The following is a 17,543-nucleotide window of genomic DNA, read 5'->3' as shown; positions in this document are numbered from 1 at the left end:
GCGCGGGCCGTCGCCTTCAGTCGCCCAATGCCGCAGCAGGCGCGACATCCGCCGACGGTGGCGATGCCTGGCTCACGATGATCCGCGGACGTTCGATCACGACCTGCACGCCCTGGTCCGCATACGCGGCCGACAGCGACGTGGCGGCATCTTCCAGACTGCTGGTGCGGATCTGCGCGACCTGCGCATGCAGCGTGTAGTCGTTCGGATGCAGGTACGTCAGTGTGAGCCGTGCGTCCTTGGCCCAGCGACCCAGCATGCTCCTGAGCGTGCCGTCCGCAGGCGAGGCCTGGTAAATGTAGGCCTGCTGAAGCGGGATGGCCTGCGGCGCTTCCGCGAAGCGATTCACCGGCCGCCAGCGCCCGTTGATATCCGCGGCCCTCGGTGTGGCGCATCCTGCGACTACCAGCGACACCATCACGACACCCAACATGATCATCTTGCGAAGAACGATGTTCCGGATCACAAAGCCACCTTTCTGAAATCGTCGGAAACACATACCCGATGCGCATTCCCGAATGGGTGCGTCACGGCACTGATGAATGTCTCCGAGTGGTGATGCGCGTCTGTATGCGCCGGCATCCACGAATGTCTCCCGCGACTATCGCCCGGTACAGGATTCGCCTGCGCATTGCCCTCTGTACTGGCATCCATGCGTTACTACTCCTTTGATCCTTTGACGCTCGTGTGATCCAAGACGCGTGACGCACATTGAATCCGCGCACATCACGACCGTCTCGCCAAACATAGCCACGCACTTTTTTTATCGTCAACCAGATTCAAAACGTAAACATATTTATGTCAATTACCATCGACATTAACAAACGCCATGAAACCTCATAAAACATGCCATGTTTTGCAATTTGATGAGATCTCGCTAGAACATTAAATCAGCATGTTGATAGGCAATTGGAATGCCGAAATGAGGTGCCTCGAATGTGAGATAGACCTTTACTGCGGTGAACAAGAATGGAGACAACAGGGCAGATACAGAAGAAACCGCAGCTGCGGAAAATTTCCTATGACTGCGCACGCACCACACATTCGCTTGAATGGAGAACATCTCTGGCATCATGCTGACGTCGCAGTGCGTATACGCACCACATGACTAGGGACGCCATGGAAACGTCGAAAATGGAAGAGTTCGTCGCCAACGCAGCGTTGCTGGCAGCGCATCTGACAGAGCAATGCAACAAGGCGGCGACACGGCAAGAGACGACCGCACGGGAACTTCAGGCGTCCGCCATCGTGGTCAGGAAGACCATCGAGGAAGGCAAGCGTGAAATGGCCGACCAGGCGCGCGGCGCTGTGCATGACGCACTCGCGCAGGAGATCCCCGCCGCCACGCAGAGCATCGGCGAAACAGCAGCACGACTTCGCCACGTGGCCGACCACCTGCAACGCGAACAGGCGCAACTGTCGCAGCACGCACGCTTCCTCGGCTGGAAATCGCTGGGCGTACTTTCGGTGGCCTGCCTGGCACTGGTCGCGGGCAGCGGCTACGCGGCGTGGCACAACGTGCAGCGCTCCGAGCGTGCCAACGTGGATGCGGAAGTGCTGGAGGCGTTGCAACACGTCACCATCACCTCCTGCGGCGGACGGCCCTGCATCAAACTGCAGGACGGGTTGCCGCGCTGGCAGAAGAACGACCAGTACGTGCTGATCGATACATCAGGGAAGCAGGAAGCAGCCGCAGGCGGCGGACGCTGACGCCATCACGGCATACATCACGGAACGACGACAGGGGGCCGCGTGGGCAGTACACGTATTCTGATCATCCTGGTGCTCGCCGCCCTCGCGGCGGTGGGCGCCCTCTACCTCTCCGGCTATCTGGCGCTGCTGTTCCTCGGCCTCGATGGCGGTCAGGTCGGCTTCGGTACCTACATCGACTACCTCAAGCACCTCGACCATCCACGCGTGCAGCCGTACGCGTTGCGAATAAAAGCGGCGGGCGGTGTCGGTGGCGGACTGATGCTGCTCGTCTGGGCCGCGCTATCGGTGATGGTCTACAGATTGCGTAGCTACGGGAACCTGCATGGCCGCGCGCGCTTCGCCGGCATGATCGACCTGGCGAACAAGGGTTTCCTGTCGAGCAAGGACAACGGCATCGTGGTCGGCCAGATGAACGGGAAACTGCTGCGCCTGTCAGGGCAGCAGTTCGTGATCCTCGCAGCCCCTACCCGCTCGGGCAAAGGCGTGGGTGTCGTGATTCCGAATCTGCTCGACTACCGCGAGTCGGCGGTGGTGCTGGACATCAAGCAGGAGAACTTCGACCTGACCTCCGGCTGGCGGCAATCGATCGGGCACGAGGTCTACCTGTTCAATCCGTTCGCCGAAGACCGCCGCAGCCATCGCTGGAATCCGATGACGTATGTGTCGCCAGATCCGGCGTTCCGCGTGTCGGACCTGCAGAGCATCGCCGCGATGCTGTATCCGGACGGCGACGACAAGGACAAGTTCTGGGTCAGCCAGGCACGCAACGCCTTCCTCGCGTTCACCCTGTACCTGTTCGAGCGGCGCGACCACGACCGCACCGCGGAAGCGCCCACCCTGGGTGCCGTGCTGCGCCTGGCATCCGGCGATGGCGGCGAACTCAAGCCTTACCTGCAGAAACTGGTGGAGGCGCCCTTCCTCAGCGGACAGGCGCGTACCGCGTTCGCGGGCCTGCTGTCGCAGGCGGACGTGACGTTCGCGTCCATCATCGGCTCGTTCCGCGAACCACTGAATCCCTGGTTGAATCCGGTGCTGGACGCGGCCACCAGCGCAGACGACTTTCGCCTCGACGACGTGCGCCGTCGCCGCATGACCATCTACGTCGGCATCCAGCCGAACAAGCTGGCGGAGAGCCGGCTGATCGTGAACCTGTTCTTCAGTCAGCTGATCAACGTCAACACCAAGGTGCTGCCGCAGAACGACCCCGCGCTCAAGCACCAATGCCTGCTGCTGATGGACGAGTTCACCGCCATCGGCCGCGTCGACATCATCGCCAAGGCCGTGGCCTACATGGCTGGCTACAACCTGCGCCTGCTGCCGATCATCCAGTCGATGGCGCAGTTGGACGCTGTGTACGGCAAGGAACTGTCGCGCACCATCATCACCAACCACGCGCTGCAGATCATCTACGCGCCGCGCGAGCAGCAGGACGCCAACGATTATTCCGAGATGCTGGGATATACCACCATCAAGCGACGCGCACGCACGCGCTCGCATGGCCAGGGACGCAACGTGTCGGACAACGAGGTGCTGGAGAAGCGCGCCCTGATGTTGCCGCAGGAACTCAAGGCGATGGGACCGGAAAAGGAGATCGTGCTGTACGAGGGCCTCGCCCACCCCATCCTGTGCCGCAAGGTTCGCTACTACAAGGACAGTTATTTCACCAAGCGGCTGATGCCGAAGGTCGAGGTCGTGCCGTTGTCGGTCGAGCCATCGCACACCCCGGGCGACGGTGTCCGCGTCCGCGTGAGTGGTGACGAGCGTACGCGGATCTCGCTATCGGCGGGATGACGCCTGCAGCCTCGAATCATCGCACCGGAGAGCACGTGAACGTCATGGACAACCAGAAGGCACGCAATGGGCTGGTCGCTGGATTCCGCCAGGACCCGCTGCATGCGTTGCAGCTGCTTCGCGACCTGACCCTCATCAACGAGCGCACCTTGCGCGAACTGGGCCCCTTGCCGCCCGGCGGCGTGCCGATGCAGACCAAGCGCAGGCCCGATCTCCCGTATCCAGCCGCATCCATTGCCATCCAGGACGATGAAATGAACCCACTTCAGCGAATCATGGTCACCTCCACGCTGGTGGCAAGCACATTGGCAGCCTGCGGCGAAGCCCGCCCACCCGAGCCATCTCCAGCCGCTGCGGTACCCGAGTCCGCAGCGACGGCATCCGCGCCAACAGCACCCAGTCCGGCACCCGCTCCGACATCGATTCCCTCAGCCTCCGAAGCTGCATCTGTGACGCCTCCCGCGCCCGTGGCTGACGATGCCAACATCGAGATCGAACGCGGCCCGCCCATTCCATCCGCCACGCTCAGAAAGCAGGTACTGGCGTTGCTGGACAGCCTGCAGACCCCGGACGACATGGAGCACGCGCACCTGGAGTCCATCTTCAGGGTCCACATGGTGAAGAATCCGAGGGTGCGCGAGGGCCATGAGTATCTCGGTGTCACGACCGAGGGATGGACGTATTACATAGAGACCGTCCGTCTGCATGCATTGAGCGACCCGCCGACGATCATGATCGCGCTCGAAAACGGAGTCGAACCATGGACCGACCAGAAGCCTACCTACTGCACGATGGATTTTGAGGAGCTTGCCAACGACATCGTCGCCTTGGGATACGAACGTGCGGCGACGCGCACTACCGTTGGCAACAAGCCTTCCTGGGGGTTTGGCCGAGACGTTCCGAAGCACCGTACGGGTTTCGGTGTAGGGGTCTACCTCTACTATCTGGATGAGGGCACTGAGGCGGAACGGGCGTGCGCGAGCTGGCTGCGAATCTCGGGAGGTCCGCGCAATGACTAGGTTGCCTCCACACTTGCAACGTCTGACCGATGGGCTTCCCTCTGACAAACGCCCATACATAGAAGAAGCCATCGCTACCGCACCTTATCTCCAGGAACGGATGACACAAGCCATCGAGGCCGGGCGACTCGAGCATATCCGCCTCACGCCACCAGGCGTGAATGAAGGCGGGCATTACGACAGCAGCGAGAAGGCCGTCTACGTCAGCATGGACACTTTCACGAGGCCGGACCTGCAGGATTACCGGGATCGAGTCGACGTCATCACCAGCACGCTGGGTCACGAAACAGGGCATGCGTTGAACGCTGCGGAGTCGAGAAAGACCCTGTACTTCGTCGCAGCCCAGATAACAGAAGAAATTCGAGCAGCCGGCCCCGGGGGCAGCGCCGATGTGACGCCCCTTTTTTCCCTGTACCAGCGCACTGCCCGGCGCGACGAAGCGATCGCTGAAATAGAGGGCTGGAATGCACTGGCCAGCCGCATCCAGTACACCAATGACGGCGAAATCTCCCGCGAAGAGATGCTGAGACGGGCAATTCCCACCACCGGATGCGTCTCGCGGGACAAAGCGTACGTCCCCCAGCTCGCCCGCGGCATCGTCCTGGACCAGGACATGCACATGTCCGACACCCGCCTGCCCAAGGCCGGGGCCATCAATGTCGAGCCGGTGGCGCAGTGCCATTTCGATCAATCCGCCAGGACGCTCGGAGCGCAGGGCAAGGCCGACTACCGCAACTATTACGGCGCCTACCTGATCGAACAGGTTGGCCAGGACACGGCACACTGGGTACGGCCGCCGACGATCAAACTCGACATGGCCCGGCTGGGGTTGGACCCGACGCAACTGGAAAGCACCGGCCTCAATCTTGGCGGACGGAATCTTGGCCTGATCGATACCAGCGATGGCCAACAGCCTCTCACCCTGCGTCATGCGGACGACGGCCAGAAGCAGATTCCCGACAGCATCGTCACCGTCCATGACCGTGATATGCAGGACGACGAACGGATTCCCCGGCTCGCGCGCTTCGGGAATGACACCCTCCTTCAGCGCGGGGAACCTGCTCCCATTCCCGCAACGCCGGCCGCGCCCCGCGACCCAGGCCATCCACAGCACGCCCTTTACGAAACCATGAAGCGGTATCTGCCCGACTACACCAGCGAAGCCCGCCTGTCGCAGTTCACCGAGGCCTGCCACACGGCGGGCATCACGTCGCGCAGCCTGGCGACGATCGATGTCGAAGGCACACAGGCGCGCTTTTCAACGAGGGAGGGCTGGCCGCGCATCGAACTCGACCTGGACCAGGCGCCTGTCGCACGGGATACCGGCCTGCTGCGTGGCGACATGCCTGCCAGGTCGCTGCCGGAGCGCGGCGCACCCGCGCAGGCCGCGCCGCCTCCGCAACTGCAGGGACCCGCGCACTGACGACGGGCCGCAGCGCGGCGGCGTACCCGAGGAACCACCCGGTTGACCGGATCGTGGCGGCGCCTTACAACAGGCGCCTCGCTTCCCCATGTCGCAGGATCCCGCATGCAATGTCCCAAGTGCCAAGGCACGATGGAACTCATCGTCGAACCCGAAGCCAGCGCCCATCGCTGCACCCGCTGCAAGGGTCTGTGGTTCGAGATGATGGCGCACGAGACGCTGAAGCGCCGTGCGGAGGAGATCGATACCGGCGATCCGGCGCAGGGCGAGGAATGCAACAAGGTGGACCGGATCAAGTGCCCCGTCTGCATCGGCAACTGGGACCTGATCCGCATGGTCGACCCACTGCAGCCGCATATCTGGTTCGAGAGCTGCAAGAACTGCTACGGCCGCTTCTACGACGCGGGCGAGTACCAGGATTTCGCCGAGATCGAATTCGCCGATCTCATCAAGGACTGGAACGCGCCGGAGCGCATCTGATCCGCGCGGGGTTAGGTCTAGACCCAGCCCTTCCATGTTGCCGCAGCCGCTTCGCACGGCATTTCCATCGCGGCCGCCTCGCGATGGCGGGGGCCGCCCTACGCTGCGGTACCGCCCCGCTCCTTGCACCCCCAGTTGAGGATGGGCGTGCCAGGCGGCAGGACGCGACGGAACATCGCCACCCGCGCAGCCTTCGGGTTCACCACGACCGGCGCGCGCGCCGCCTTCAGCAGTGGCAGGTCGGCGCTGCTGTCCGAGTACGCCACGGCGATTTCGCCATAACCGCGCTCACGCAGCATGCGCATCTTTTCTTCGTTGTGGCAGTGACGCGTCGCTACCACCGCACCCAGGCGCGGACCGACGGCGGTGCCGATGACCGGTACGTCTTCGTGGGCGACGAAGCTCAGGATCGCACGCGCCAGTTCCGGCGGCGCACCCGTGGCCACCACCACGTGGTCGCCACCGGCGCGGTGCTCGCGGAATACGTCAAGCGCCTGCGGCAGCAGGCGCTGCTGCACCTCGTCGCGATGCCTGGCCACGTACTGGTCGATCAGCGCATCGAAGCTGCGGCGCCCGTGCAGGCCGAACGTACCGATCCAGATGTAGCCGGAAATCCCGCGCCGGCGCGTCGGCAGGAAGGCCACCATCGGCCCCAGCACGACGGATGCGGCCAGTGCCACGGCCGTGCGCAGCGGATTTCGCTGGATCAGCCACTTGACCAGATGACCGCCGGAGTCCCCGTCGTACAACGTGTGGTCGAAATCGAAGACGACGACCGGGGCATCGGCGCGCGGCGTCGGATAGGAAACGTCCGTCATGCCGCAAAGAATAGCTGACGCAGCGCCTCGCCAGGCTCTTCGGCGCGCATGAAGGTCTCGCCGACCAGGAAGGCGTTGACGCCGGCATCGCGCATCATCGCCACGTCGGCCGGCGCCAGGATGCCGCTCTCGGTCACCAGCAGCCTGTCCTTCGGCACGGCATCCTTCATATCAAGCGTGGCCTGTAGCGACACCTCGAACGTGCGCAGGTTGCGGTTGTTGATGCCGACCAGCGGCACGGGCACCTGCAACGCGCGCTCCAGTTCGTCGATGTCGTGCACCTCGACCAGCACGTCCATGCCCAGTTCCATCGCCAGGCCGGACAGGTCGACCAGTTGCGCGTCGTCCAGCGCCGCCACGATCAACAGGATGCAATCCGCACCGAGCACGCGCGCCTCGTACACCTGGTAGGGGTCGACAGTGAAGTCCTTGCGCAGCACCGGCAGGGTGCAGGCCTCGCGCGCCTGCTGCAGGTAGTCGTCGGCGCCCTGGAAAAAATCCACGTCGGTCAGCACCGACAGGCAGGCCGCGCCGCCGAACTCATAGCTCACCGCGATGTCGGCCGGGCGGAAATCCGGACGGATCACGCCCTTCGACGGACTCGCCTTCTTGACCTCGGCGATCACCGCCGGGTCGCCCTGCGCGATCATCGCGTTGAGCGCGTCAGCGAAACCGCGTGTCGGCGATGCGTCGGCGATGCGCGCGCGCAGGTTCGCCAGCGGGACGCGCACGCTGCGCTCGGCGATCTCTTCCGCCTTGCGGGCGAGGATAGTGTTGAGGATGTCGCTCATGTAGATCCTGATTCGATTGCCGCGCCGAGGGAACGCAGCACGGCGCATTGTCGCATCCGTTTGCTGCGGGAGGGGCTTAAGCCCCGACAGGAAGCGGTTTCAGTATCGTCGGATACGCCTTCGGCGCATGGCGGTACCCGGTCGGGGCTGAAGCCCCTCCTACACGGTCTTCGCGCGGTCCCATCCATAAGCCCGTTCGACCTTGGCCACGCGCAGTTCAAAATGGTCGTACCAGTCGCGGCGGCCCTGCTCGCGCGCCGCCGTATGCTCGGCATGCTGCCGCCAGGCGCGGATCGCGTCCTCGCTGTCCCAGTAGGCGACGGTAATGCCGAACCCGTCGGTGTCGCGCGTGGACTCCACGCCCAGGAAGCCCGGCTGCTGCTTCGCCAGCTCCATCATGCGCTCGGCCATCGCGCCGTAACCGGCGTCATCGTGTGCGTTGCGCTGCGATGAGAAGATCACCGCGTAGTACGGCGGCGCGGGCAACGCCGCGAATCCATCGCCTGACACGTCATGCCTCCTGGCGCTTGTCGCCCAGCGCCTGCGTCGTCGCCGCGAACTGCTGCAACCGCTCCAGCGCCCTGCCGGTGGCGATGGCCTCGCGCGAGCGGGCGATGCCGTCCTCGATACTCTCGGCCACGCCTGCCACGTACAGCGCCGCACCGGCGTTCAGCACCACGATCTCGCGCGCCGGGCCGGGCCGGTTGTCCAGCACGCCGAGCAGCATCGCTTTCGATTCGGCCGCATCGGCGACGCGCAGATTGCGGCTGGCCGCCATCGCGATACCGAAGTCCTCGGGATGCAGTTCGTACTCGCGCACCTCGCCGTCGCGCAATTCGCCTACCAGCGTGCCTGCGCCCAGCGACAGTTCGTCCATGCCGTCGCGGCCCCATACCACCAGCGCGCGCTCCGCGCCTAGTTCCTGCAGCACGCGCGCCTGGATGCCGACCAGGTCGGGATGGAACACGCCCATCAGGATGCTCGGCGCACCGGCCGGATTGGTCAGCGGCCCGAGGATGTTGAAGATCGTGCGCACGCCCATCTCGCGCCGCACCGGCGCGACGACTTTCATCGCCGGATGGTGCACCGGCGCGAACATGAAGCCGATGCCGGCCTGCGCGATCGACTGCGCCACCTGTTCGGGTTGCAATTCGATGTTGACGCCGAGCGCTTCCAGCACGTCGGCGCTGCCCGATTTCGAGGACACGCTGCGGTTGCCGTGCTTGGCAATGCGCGCGCCAGCGGCCGCGGCGACGAACATCGAACAGGTCGAAATGTTGAAGGTATGCGAGCCATCACCACCAGTGCCGACGATGTCGACCAGGTGCGCGCGATCGGCGACGTCCACCGTTCGCGAGAACTCGCGCATGACGGTGGCCGCGCCAGCGATCTCACCGACGGTTTCCTTCTTCACGCGCAGGCCGGTGAGGATGGCGGCGGTCATCGTCGGCGAGACATCGCCGCGCATGATCTGGCGCATCAGGTCGACCATCTCGTCGTGGAAGATCTCACGATGCTCGATGGTGCGCTGCAGGGCTTCTTGTGGGGTCAGTGGCATGTTGGCTCTCGTGGGAGCGACGTGAGTCGCGACCTGGCTGGCGGGATGCGTCCGTTCGCGACTCACGTCGCTCCCACAACGCGGATCATCATCGTTCGAGGAAATTCTTCAACAGCGCGTGGCCATGCTCGGTCAGGATCGACTCGGGATGGAACTGCACGCCTTCCACCGGGAACTCGCGGTGACGCAGCCCCATGATCTCCTCGAAGCTGCCATCGTCGTTCTCGGTCCACGCGGTGACTTCCAGTGCGTCCGGCAGGCTGCTGCGCTCGACCACCAGCGAGTGGTAGCGCGTGGCCTCGTAGGCATCCGGCAGGCCGGCGAATACGCCCTTGCCCTCGTGGCGGATGCGCGAGGTCTTGCCATGCATGATGCGGCTCGCGCGGATGACGTTGCCGCCATAGGCCTGCCCCAGGCTCTGGTGGCCGAGGCAGACGCCGAGGATCGGCGTGTTCGCACCCAGCCGCTCGATGATCTCCAGCGAGACGCCGGCCTCGTTCGGCGTGCAGGGGCCAGGCGAGATGACGATGCGCTCGGGCGCGAGCTTCGCGATCTCTTCCACGGTCATCGCATCGTTGCGCACCACCTTCACCTCGGCACCCAGCGACTGCAGGTACTGCACGAGGTTGTAGGTGAAGCTGTCGTAGTTGTCGATCATCAACAGCATGGGTCAGTCCGCCAGCAGGAATACGGTGTAGATCTTGTCGTCGTAGGTCACGTAGCCGGATTGCAGCGACACGTCGACACCCGCGCGATCCAGGCGGCTGCCGGTCACGGTGATCCGGTCAAGCGAACCATTGCCCGTCCATTCGTAGCGCGCCGGCCAATCACCCTCACGGACGCCATATTCGAACTGGGGCGCCACGTCCGACACGCTGTAGACCGGTCCCAGCCGGGTACCGTACGCACGTGCGATCACCTCCGCTTTCTCACGGGACGACACGATGGTCTTCTCGCGGAGCGCCTTGCGCAGTTCCGGCTCGGTGCTCAGTTGCGTGGTCACGTCGGAAATCCTCAATGCTTGCGACGTCTCGACGGTCGAGAGGAAGCGCTCCAGCTCGGCCTGTTTCGAAAAGCGCGCCGTCAGTGATCGGCTCACCTGGGTACCCACGAAGATCTGCTCCTGCAGCTTCTGGTCATAGCGTTGCTTTGGGCCGATCTGCAACGAGGTCGCAACGATCTCGGCAGCCGGGACGTTGGCAGCCTTCAGCTTGGCGAGCGTGTCCGCCACATGGCCTTCGACGATACGGCGCGCGACGTCGGGATTCGGATCCGTGGCCTCGAACTGGATCGCAATCTTGAAGCGGTCCGGAATGGCACGCGCCTGCGCATCGCCGTACACCAGGATATGGCGCGTCGGTGGAAGCGCATTGACCTGGGCCGTCACGTGCGGCGATGCCATCAGTGAGAGGGCGAGCAGCAGGTTGCGCATATTCATGGAAACACTCCGGTTCGTGGACCTCACTGGCGAACGCGCCAACAACGGCTTCGGGGTTCCGCTCGTACTCATTGACCTGCTCCGTCCGCTTGAAGCCGTGCAAACACCTCTGCAAACGCCTCGATGGCCGACTCCGGTGTCGCCCACGATGTCATCAGCCGGATCACGGTGGTGCCGTCGCCGCGCCGTTCCCAGGTCTCGAACCCGACCTGCTCCCGCAGGTGCTCGACGATCGCGTCCGGCAGCACCGGGAACACCTGGTTGCTCGGTGAATCCACGGCCAGCGGCACGCCGGCCTGCTGCAGGATCTCCCGCAGCCGCTCGGCCATGACGTTCGCATGTGTCGCCAGCACGAAGTACAGGCCATCTTCGAACAATGCCTCGAACTGCGCGCCGACCACCATGCCCTTGGCCAGCATCGCGCCGCGCTGCTTGATGATGTGGCGGAAATCGGTGCGCAGCGCAGGATTCACGATGACCAACGCCTCGCCGAGCAGCGCTCCGTTCTTGGTGCCGCCGATGTAGAACGCATCGGCTTGCGCGGCGAGCAACGCCAGGTCGACATCATTGCCGGGCGCCGTCAACGCAGAGGCGAGGCGCGCGCCATCGATGTAGAGCAGGAGGCCGCGATCGCGACAGAAGTCGCTCAACGCCTGCAACTCGGCGGCGCTGTACAACGTGCCCCATTCGGTGGTGTTGGAGATATAGACCAGCCGCGGCGTCACCATATGCTCGCCGCTGTGGCCGTCGATGCAGGGCTGGATCAGTTCCGGGGTCAACTTGCCGTCGGGCGTGGCGACGGTCAGCACCTTGTGGCCGCTGGCCTCGATGGCGCCGGTCTCGTGCGTGGCGATGTGGCCGCTGGCCGGCGCGACCACCGCTTCGTGCGGGCGCAGGAAGGCGGCCAGCGCGACCAGGTTGGTCTGTGTGCCACCGGCGAGGAAATGCACGTCGGCATCGCGGCCAAGCCGGTCGCGGATCAGCGCTGCGGCACGCTCGCTGTGCGCATCCAGGCCGTAGCCGCGATTCACCTCCGCGCTCGCCATGGCCAACGCCTGAAGCAGGCGCGGATGCGCGCCCTCGCTGTAGTCGTTGCGCAGGCTGATCTTCGCATTGTCGGTGGCGACGTCCATCACAGACCCTTGGCGGCTTCGGCGACGGCACGGAACAGTGCGCGCCCCTTGTTCATCGTCTCGTCCCATTCCTTCTCGGGATCGGAGTCGTAGACGATGCCGGCGCCGGCCTGCACATGCAGGCGGCCGTCCTTGATGACGGCAGTGCGGATGGCGATGGCGGTATCCGCATCGCCGTGCCAGCCGATGTAGCCGATGCTGCCGGCATAGACATTCCGCTTGATCGGTTCCAGTTCGCGGATCACTTCCAGCGCGCGGATCTTCGGCGCACCGCTGACCGTGCCGGCCGGGAACGTCGCGCGCAGCACGTCGGCATAGCTCAGACCGGGCAGCAGCTTGCCGGTGACCTCGCTGACGATGTGCATGACGTGGCTGTAGCGCTCGATGACGAACTGCTCGCCCACCTGCACGGTGCCGGCCTCCGACACGCGGCCGGTGTCGTTGCGGCCGAGGTCGATCAGCATGAGGTGCTCGGCGCGCTCCTTGGGATCGGCCAGCAGCTCGGCTTCCAGCGCGACGTCTTCATCGTGCGTCTTCCCTCGCGGACGCGTGCCGGCGATCGGGCGCACGGTGACTTCGCCCTGCTCCAGCCGCACCAGGATCTCGGGCGACGACCCGACCACCTGCACGTCGCCGACGTCGAGGAAGTACATGTACGGCGACGGATTCAGCGCGCGCAGCGCGCGGTAGACGTCCACCGGGCGCGCATTGAACGGCACGCTCAGGCGCTGGCTCAGCACCACCTGGAAGATGTCGCCGGCGCGGATGTATTCCTTCGACTGCTCCACCGCGGCGATGAAGCCGTCATGGGTGAAGCCGGAGACGAAGTGGCTCTCGTCCAGCACGTCGCGGGTGATCGGCGTGGGGTACGAACCGGGCTGGCGAAGCTTGGTGGTCAACGCATCCAGCCGCGCCTGCGCCTGCGCCCAGGCATCCGGTTCGCGTGGGTCGGCATGGACAATCAGGTACAGCCGGCCCTTGAGGTTGTCGAACACCGCCACTTCTTCCGACAGCATCAGCAGGATGTCAGGCGTGCCGAGTTCGTCGGGCTTGTCGCCGGTCGCCAGCCGCGGCTCGATGTAGCCGATGCACTCGAAGCCGAACCAACCGACCAGGCCGCCGGTGAATCCCGGCAGGCCGTCGAGCTTCGGCACCGCGTAGGCAGCGCGCAGCGCTTCGACTTCGGCGAAGGGATCGGCGACGTCGCGCGTCTCGACCAGCTGGCCATGGTCGTGGATCTGCAGGGTGTGGCCGCGGAAGGTGGCCACGCGGCGCACCGGCAGGCCGATGATGGAATAGCGGCCGAAACGCTCGCCGCCTTCCACCGATTCGAACAGGTAGGTATGCGGCGCGTCGGCGAGTTTCAGGTAGACCGAGAGCGGCGTGTCCAGGTCGGACAGCACTTCACGGACGACGGGGATGCGGTTGAAACCTTCAGCAGCGTACTGCTGGAACTGGGCGTGCGAGATCAAGCGGGCTTTCCTTCCGGGACACGGTGGCGGTACGGGCGACGGCTACGGGCCACCATCGCCAGCCAAGGCGTGCGGAATCTTTGGAAAGCGGGAGCGCGGGATGGGACACGGGCCTACTTTACCCGAGGCATCGACCCGCCGGCCACTCGGGAGCGCATGAATTGTTTCCGTCATCCCCGCGGCTTTCAACAGACGCACGTCTGGTCAGCCGGGGACCCAGTGAATTGACGTCGCTGAAAGGCAAAGTCGCTGGGTTCCCGCCTACGCGGGAATGACGAGCTAGCGAGCGCTTTCAGCGCGTTCCTAACGTTGCAGACGCAACGGACAGCTCACCGGCAAGTGCATGCGAACGCGGCCCGCGACGCATTCGATGCGGAAACGCCGGGACTTCACCGGTTCGCCGTCCAGATTCAGCGTCATCGGCTGGTCGGCTTCCAGTTCGACCCAGGGCAGTCGCGCACGGGTGGCCACACGGTCCAGTGCGGCGTGCTTGCCGTCCTTGACCAGCGTGCCGACGGTGGCGGCGACCTCGCCGGACAGCTCGGGCACGATGGTCAGGTCCAGCAGACCGTCGTCCACCAGCGCATCCGGGCACAGCGCCTGCCCGCCACCGGCCTGGCGCCCGTTGCCGATGCCCAGCGCGATGAATTCGCCCTCCCACTCGAAGTCCGGACCGCGGACCCGGGCCGCCATCGGCTCGATGCGCCCGAGCCTGGCGATGCCGGTGATCAGGTAGGCCAGGCCGCCGAGCATCTTCTTCAACCCTTCATCGGTTTCCACCGTGACCTCGGTACCGAAGCCGCCACTGGCCAGGTTGGCGCACCAGTGTTCGCCATCGTCGGCGTCGATGCGCAGCAGATCCATCGGCGCCGCGGCGACATCGCGAACCAGCTGCAAGGCGGGTAGCGCGTCGTCCGGAATGCCGGCCGCCGTGGCGAAATCGTTGGCCGTTCCCATCGGCACCAGTCCCAGCGAAGGCAACGCCTCGGCCGGCTCGTCGCGATGCGCGAGCGTGGTGGCCACTTCGCTCAACGTACCGTCGCCCCCGCCGGCGATCACCGTGTCCACGCCATCGCGGATCGCGTCGGCGACGTAGCGTTCGGCATCGCCGTCTTCCCAGGTCACGCGCACGTCGAGCGTGATGCCGTCCTCGCGCATTGCGCGCACGGCCGCGCGCAGGTCGTCATCGCCCGCGGATTTGCCGTTGAGGATCAGGCGCCAGCGGGGTGCGGTCATGGGAGATTCCTTGGGAGAGGCGCGAGCATAGCGTTTCCCCCTGTAGGAGCGACGTGAGTCGCGACCGCACGCCATGGCTGAAAGGGATGCTGTCGACCCTAGGATCCTGGCGCTGATGATCTACGGTCGCGACTGACGTCGCTCCTACAACAGCCAGGACCACTGTCATCGTCCGGTCACAGACCGTCCGTAACGTGGAAGGTCATAGCAGGGACGACGGGCGGAGGCAGGATCAGCCTCCAATTCTTCCGGGGCGGTGGCGCAGGCCATCGCCCTTTTCCATGCGCATGGAGCGGCGCTTGCTCCGCTGCCGGCGACCTTGTGCGGCACGACGCCAGCCGAGCAAGCTCGGCGCTACAGAAACGATCAACCGCGCGCGTCGGCGACCGCGGCACGCATGCGGTCGATCACGTCCTTGTAGTCGGGCGCATTGAAGATCGCCGAGCCTGCGACGAAGGCGTCCGCGCCCGCCGCCGCGATCTCGCCGATGTTGTCGGCCTTCACGCCGCCGTCGATCTCCAGGCGGATGTCCTTGCCGGTCTTGTCGATCATCGCGCGCACGGCACGCAGCTTGTCCAGCGCCGACGGGATGAACGCCTGCCCGCCGAAACCCGGGTTCACCGACATCAGCAGCACCAGGTCGAGTTCCGGCAGCACCCAGTCCAGCACCTCGACCGGCGTGCCGGGGTTGAGCACCAGGCCGGCCTTGCAGCCCAGCGACTTGATCAGCTGGATCGTGCGGTGCACATGCTTCGAGGCTTCCGGATGGAAGCTGATGATGCTGGCGCCGGCCTCGGCGAAGTCGGGGATGATGCGATCCACCGGTTCCACCATCAGGTGCACGTCGATCGGCGCGGTGACGCCGTGCTTGCGCAGCGCGCTGCACACCAGCGGGCCGATGGTCAGGTTGGGCACGTAGTGGTTGTCCATCACGTCGAAGTGCACCCAGTCGGCGCCGGCCTTCAGCACGTTGTCGACTTCGTCGCCGAGGCGGGCGAAGTTCGCGGACAGGATGGACGGGGCGATGATGCAGTTCGACATGGAGGGGCTCACTTGCGCTTGCGCAGGGTCTTGATGCGGTCGTAGGCGGCGTTGATCTCGCCGGCCTTCTGTTCGGCCTGGCGGCGCAGGTCTTCCGCGGCGCCGGCCATCTTGTCGGGGTGGTACTGGGAAATCAGCCGGCGATAGGCCTGGTCGACCTCGGCATCGCTGGCATCGCTGGTCAGGCCGAACACGCGATAGGGGTTATCGCGGCTGAGCTTGAACCAGTCCTCGTCGAAGGCATGCCCGATGATCAGGCCCACCAGGCCGCCGAGCGGATGGCGCATCAGCAGCCAGCCGGCCACGAATCCCAGCAGTTTTCCGTACCAGCGCTTCATTCGGCCCGCCTTCTCCGGCAATCGCGGCATTTTACGGCACACGGCGGCCCCAAGCGCCGTACACTACGCGGCCCGGTCAGGTACCCGGCCCCGCAGCAGCGGGTAGACGGCCGCCCCGGGGCACGGGCGCACGGCCTGCCGCACGCCCCCACGACGCTGTACCGCCTCGCTGGTTTCCGGACTCCCCAAGGAGTGTTTGTGCCCACGACGTTGCTTCAATCCGATCTGCCCGGCCTCACCCTGCGCCATCGCGGCAAGGTCCGCGACGTGTTCGACCTGCCCCGCGACCGCCTGCCCGCCGATGCGCCCACCGGCGACTACCTGTTGATGGTCGCGACCGACCGCCTGAGCGCGTTCGACGTGGTGCTGCCCGACCCCATTCCCGGCAAGGGCGAGATGCTCTGCCAGATTTCCAACTTCTGGTTCGCCAAGACCGCGCACCTGATGCCGAACCACCTGACCGGCATCGACGTCGCCAGCGTGCTGCCGGCCGGCGTGGACGCATCGCTGTACGCCAAGCGTGCGGTGGTGACGAAGAAACTGAAGCCGGTGCCGGTGGAAGCCATCGCCCGCGGCTACCTGATCGGCAGCGGCTGGAAGGACTACCAGCGCACCGGCAAGGTCAGCGGCATCGAATTGCCCGACGGCCTGCGCCAGGCCGGGAAGCTGGCCGAACCGATCTTCACCCCCTCGACCAAGGCCGCTGTCGGCGACCACGACGAGAACATCGACTTCGACGCGATGGTGAAGACCGTCGGCGCGGAACTGGCCGAGCGCGTGCGCGACGCCACGCTGCGCATCTACCGCTTCGCCGCCGACTTCGCCGCCGAGCGCGGCATCCTGCTGGCCGACACCAAGTTCGAGTTCGGCACGGACGAAGACGGTCGCCTCTACATCATGGACGAGATGCTGACGCCGGATTCCTCGCGCTACTGGCCCGCCGACGAATACGAAGTCGGCACCAGCCCGCCGAGCTACGACAAGCAGTTCGTGCGCGACTACCTGGAAACGCTGGACTGGAACAAGACCGCGCCCGGCCCGTCGCTGCCGGCCGAGGTCATCGAGCGCACACGCGCCAAGTATGCGGAAGCGCTGCAGAAGCTGGCTGGCATCGTCGTCGACTGAGCTGACGGGTCTTGTGGGAGCGACGTCAGTCGCGATCGGGGCTGGCGGCACGTTCCATCGCGACTGACGTCGCTCCCGCGGTGGCGTCTCTCCGCCGGCCTGACGGCCGTCCCGGCAACGGCTGACGGGCTGGGGTATGCTCCATACCCTGCCGCATTGCCATCCTC

The 17,543-nt window shown here is 65.2% G+C and carries 17 protein-coding genes and 1 pseudogene; 6 read left to right on the top strand and 12 right to left on the bottom strand.

Annotation, left to right across the window (positions count from 1 at the left end; all coding sequences use genetic code 11):
• Positions 1-16: 16 nt before the first annotated feature.
• Positions 17-433 (bottom strand): TcpQ domain-containing protein, encoded by a 417-nt coding sequence (locus tag V7060_RS11235; protein ID WP_334179318.1) that lies wholly within the window; start codon positions 431-433, stop codon positions 17-19.
• 686 nt (positions 434-1,119) lie between these two features.
• Here V7060_RS11235 and V7060_RS11230 point away from each other — a divergent pair.
• From V7060_RS11230 to V7060_RS11210, 5 genes and pseudogenes are all read left to right on the top strand, one after another.
• The gene (locus tag V7060_RS11230; protein ID WP_334179317.1) at positions 1,120-1,710 is read left to right on the top strand and encodes a hypothetical protein; all 591 of its coding nucleotides are present in this window, start codon (positions 1,120-1,122) and stop codon (positions 1,708-1,710) included.
• A 57-nt stretch (positions 1,711-1,767) separates the two neighbouring features.
• A pseudogene (locus V7060_RS11225) lies at positions 1,768-3,423 on the top strand (type IV secretory system conjugative DNA transfer family protein); the annotation flags it as partial.
• 125 nt (positions 3,424-3,548) lie between these two features.
• Entirely contained in the window at positions 3,549-4,523 is a 975-nt protein-coding gene (locus V7060_RS11220) for a hypothetical protein (protein WP_334179316.1), read from the top strand.
• 100 nt (positions 4,524-4,623) lie between these two features.
• Complete coding sequence (locus tag V7060_RS11215) at positions 4,624-5,946, top strand: hypothetical protein (RefSeq protein WP_334179315.1); 1,323 nt, start codon at positions 4,624-4,626, stop codon at positions 5,944-5,946.
• A gap of 105 nt (positions 5,947-6,051) precedes the next feature.
• On the top strand, positions 6,052-6,426 hold the full coding sequence (locus tag V7060_RS11210) for a zf-TFIIB domain-containing protein (RefSeq protein ID WP_334179314.1): 375 nt from the start codon (positions 6,052-6,054) through the stop codon (positions 6,424-6,426).
• 98 nt (positions 6,427-6,524) lie between these two features.
• On the opposite strand, the gene V7060_RS11205 is transcribed toward V7060_RS11210, so the two are convergent.
• The 11 genes from V7060_RS11205 to V7060_RS11155 all read right to left on the bottom strand — a co-directional run bounded on the left by V7060_RS11205 (position 6,525) and on the right by V7060_RS11155 (position 16,251).
• Positions 6,525-7,244 (bottom strand): haloacid dehalogenase-like hydrolase, encoded by a 720-nt coding sequence (locus tag V7060_RS11205; RefSeq protein ID WP_334179313.1) that lies wholly within the window; start codon positions 7,242-7,244, stop codon positions 6,525-6,527.
• Positions 7,241-8,035, bottom strand: a complete 795-nt coding sequence (gene trpC / locus V7060_RS11200; protein ID WP_334179312.1) for an indole-3-glycerol phosphate synthase TrpC — start codon at positions 8,033-8,035, stop codon at positions 7,241-7,243. The genes V7060_RS11205 and trpC overlap by 4 nt, the downstream gene beginning before the upstream one ends.
• 159 nt (positions 8,036-8,194) lie before the next feature.
• Positions 8,195-8,545 (bottom strand): antibiotic biosynthesis monooxygenase, encoded by a 351-nt coding sequence (locus tag V7060_RS11195; protein ID WP_334179311.1) that lies wholly within the window; start codon positions 8,543-8,545, stop codon positions 8,195-8,197.
• A gap of 1 nt (position 8,546) precedes the next feature.
• A complete protein-coding gene (trpD, locus tag V7060_RS11190) occupies positions 8,547-9,593 on the bottom strand; it encodes an anthranilate phosphoribosyltransferase (protein WP_334179310.1) in 1,047 nt (348 codons plus the stop codon).
• 88 nt (positions 9,594-9,681) lie between these two features.
• Positions 9,682-10,260: an aminodeoxychorismate/anthranilate synthase component II gene (locus V7060_RS11185; RefSeq protein WP_334179309.1), complete on the bottom strand. Its 579-nt coding sequence runs from the start codon at positions 10,258-10,260 to the stop codon at positions 9,682-9,684.
• Positions 10,261-10,263: 3 nt separating this feature from the next.
• A complete protein-coding gene (locus tag V7060_RS11180; RefSeq protein ID WP_334179308.1) occupies positions 10,264-11,031 on the bottom strand; it encodes an SIMPL domain-containing protein in 768 nt (255 codons plus the stop codon).
• A gap of 68 nt (positions 11,032-11,099) precedes the next feature.
• Positions 11,100-12,164 (bottom strand): aminotransferase class I/II-fold pyridoxal phosphate-dependent enzyme, encoded by a 1,065-nt coding sequence (locus V7060_RS11175; RefSeq protein WP_334179307.1) that lies wholly within the window; start codon positions 12,162-12,164, stop codon positions 11,100-11,102.
• Entirely contained in the window at positions 12,164-13,636 is a 1,473-nt protein-coding gene (gene trpE / locus V7060_RS11170) for an anthranilate synthase component I (RefSeq protein ID WP_334179306.1), read from the bottom strand. The genes V7060_RS11175 and trpE overlap by 1 nt, the downstream gene beginning before the upstream one ends.
• Positions 13,637-13,939: 303 nt before the next feature.
• On the bottom strand, positions 13,940-14,872 hold the full coding sequence (gene yegS / locus V7060_RS11165; RefSeq protein WP_334179305.1) for a lipid kinase YegS: 933 nt from the start codon (positions 14,870-14,872) through the stop codon (positions 13,940-13,942).
• A 366-nt stretch (positions 14,873-15,238) separates the two neighbouring features.
• Positions 15,239-15,913 carry a ribulose-phosphate 3-epimerase gene (rpe, locus tag V7060_RS11160; RefSeq protein ID WP_334179304.1) on the bottom strand — a complete coding sequence of 225 codons (675 nt, stop codon included), beginning with the start codon at positions 15,911-15,913 and terminating at the stop codon, positions 15,239-15,241.
• An 8-nt stretch (positions 15,914-15,921) separates the two neighbouring features.
• Positions 15,922-16,251: a DnaJ domain-containing protein gene (locus tag V7060_RS11155; protein ID WP_334179303.1), complete on the bottom strand. Its 330-nt coding sequence runs from the start codon at positions 16,249-16,251 to the stop codon at positions 15,922-15,924.
• A 198-nt stretch (positions 16,252-16,449) separates the two neighbouring features.
• Between V7060_RS11155 and V7060_RS11150 the strand changes: the two genes are divergently transcribed.
• The gene (locus tag V7060_RS11150; protein WP_334179302.1) at positions 16,450-17,376 is read left to right on the top strand and encodes a phosphoribosylaminoimidazolesuccinocarboxamide synthase; all 927 of its coding nucleotides are present in this window, start codon (positions 16,450-16,452) and stop codon (positions 17,374-17,376) included.
• Positions 17,377-17,543: the final 167 nt, after the last annotated feature.

It is taken from the genome of Pseudoxanthomonas sp. (assembly GCF_036845285.1).
In the GTDB taxonomy this organism is placed as follows: Bacteria; Pseudomonadota; Gammaproteobacteria; order Xanthomonadales; family Xanthomonadaceae; genus Pseudoxanthomonas_A.
The sequence above is the reverse complement of the archived record's forward strand: the minus strand, read 5'-3'. Positions and strand labels throughout refer to the sequence as shown.